Annotated in this window: 3 protein-coding genes; all 3 read right to left on the minus strand. The window is 61.0% G+C overall.

What is annotated here, in order from left to right; all coding sequences use genetic code 11:
* A partial coding sequence (locus tag AC1DWI_RS21755) for a Clp protease/crotonase-like domain-containing protein (protein ID WP_477725741.1) occupies window positions 1–529 on the minus strand: 529 nt, incomplete at its 3' end.
* A gap of 21 nt (window positions 530–550) precedes the next feature.
* Window positions 551–925 carry a Rieske (2Fe-2S) protein gene (locus tag AC1DWI_RS21760; protein WP_477671309.1) on the minus strand — a complete coding sequence of 125 codons (375 nt, stop codon included), beginning with the start codon at window positions 923–925 and terminating at the stop codon, window positions 551–553.
* Window positions 926–931: 6 nt separating this feature from the next.
* On the minus strand, window positions 932–1591 hold the full coding sequence (locus tag AC1DWI_RS21765) for an HAD family hydrolase (protein ID WP_477671308.1): 660 nt from the start codon (window positions 1589–1591) through the stop codon (window positions 932–934).
* Window positions 1592–1757 lie beyond the last annotated feature (166 nt).

Below are 1757 nucleotides of genomic sequence, written 5' to 3' on the forward strand. Positions count from 1 at the left end.
CTTCGACCACAGCGTAAACCGGCTTCTTGTGCTTGGCCTTCAGGCGCAGGATTTCGTCGTTCATCATGCCGGCCTGCACCGGGCTGCCCCCCGGCGAATTGATCAGCAGCACAACCGCCTTGGCGCCTTCGTCTTCAAAGGCGGCACGCAGCGCAGCGTTGACGAACTCGGCGCTGGCGTCGGCGCCCGCGGCGATTTCACCCTTTATTTCCACCACGGCCGTGTGCGGAACAGTCGCATCGCTGGCAGGCGTGCCGCGGTGCAGTGCCATCCATACCAGAGCGATGAAAAACGCCAGCCAGGACAGGCGCACAAAGGTTTTCCAGCGTCGYGTGGCTTTTTGTTCGTTGAGSGCAGCRAARGCCAGTTTYTCAAGCGTSGCGCGCTCCCAGCCGGGGGCGGAAGGGTCRRCGGCGGATTTTCTGGCCTGGGGATAAGGCGGAASGGATTCCGGCTGGTTGGGCCGGAAATCCGATTCGCGCAGCGAATCAGAGTCCATGGGAGGGTCGGGGCGATGGGGGTCGTTCATGGGCGATAGTTTAGAGAGGTATTAGAACTGTAGCGGTTTAAGGTTGTAAGCAGAATGCCAATAAACAACCCCTTCAATTTCTGAAAGCTCGATTTTGACCAGCCCTCCCTGGCAAGGCCCGCCGGCGCACAGGCCGGTATCCGGACGGTAAACGGCGCCATGGCTGGCGCATAAAAGCCACTGCCCCCCGGTATCAAACACCCGGTTGGGCTGCCAGTCCAGCTCCATCGCGACATGGGTGCAGCGATTGAGATACGCGTGGACCATTCCTTCGTAACGGACCGCAAAGGCGCGGCAGGTCTGCCCGGCATAAATGACGTCGAACGGCACTGCCAACCCGCCTTCAAGCAGGTCGCGGCTATTGCACAAAGCTTGCCGGGGTTCCGTGGACGTCATCGAAAACTACCCGTGGGCCAGCAGCCAGTCGTGCAGTTCCTGCACCGAATGCGCGACATGGCGCGGCGACAGCGCGGTAAATGTGTCCGGCTCATGCGCGCCATAACTCACTCCCACACTGGCACAAGCAGCATTGACCGCCATCTGGAGGTCATGGGTGGTGTCGCCCACCATCAGCACGCGCCCCGCGGGAATACCAAACTCCGCCATGAGCTCATGCAGCATGCGCGGATCGGGCTTGCCTGCCGTCTCGTCAGCCGTGCGGGATCCGTCGAACACGCCCTTGAGCTCTATGGTGCGCAGTACTTCGTCAAGGCCGCGGCGCGACTTGCCGGTGGCCACCGCGAGCAGGTGACCGCGCGCTTTCAGGGCGTCGAGCAGGGGAAGCACGCCCTCAAACAGGCTCAGGTCGTCGTAATGCGCAGCATAGTGATGGCGGTAGCGCTCGCCCAGTTGGGGATACTTTTCGGGGGGTACATCAGGCGCGGCATGAGCCAGCGCCTGCATGAGGCCCAGGCCGATGACGTAGCCGGCTTCCTTGTCGGTGGGGACCGTGCCGCCCACATCACGCACCGCGGCCTGGATACAGCGCACGATGATTTTGGTCGAATCAAACAGCGTGCCATCCCAGTCGAAAGCGATCAGATCGAAATTTCGGGTTTGCATGGAGATATTGTCTTAGGGAAGGCCTGCCTATGCGCGCACATGGACATACATTGAAATGCAGGCGTCAGTTGTTCCGGCTTTTACGGAGCCACCACGACGAGAACCCGTGAATTGCGCCCAACAAGACGCTTGTCAGGTCGAGCACCGTCAAATGGAACAGCGGTCC

The sequence above is a fragment of the Polaromonas sp. P3_C2 genome (assembly GCF_056402675.1).

What these genes read in the sequence shown, in the direction of transcription:
- AC1DWI_RS21760 (WP_477671309.1), bottom strand. Translation starts at nt 925, where the DNA reads ATGACGTCCACGGAACCCCGGCAAGCTTTGTGCAATAGCCGCGACCTG.
- AC1DWI_RS21765 (WP_477671308.1), bottom strand. Translation starts at nt 1,591, where the DNA reads ATGCAAACCCGAAATTTCGATCTGATCGCTTTCGACTGGGATGGCACG.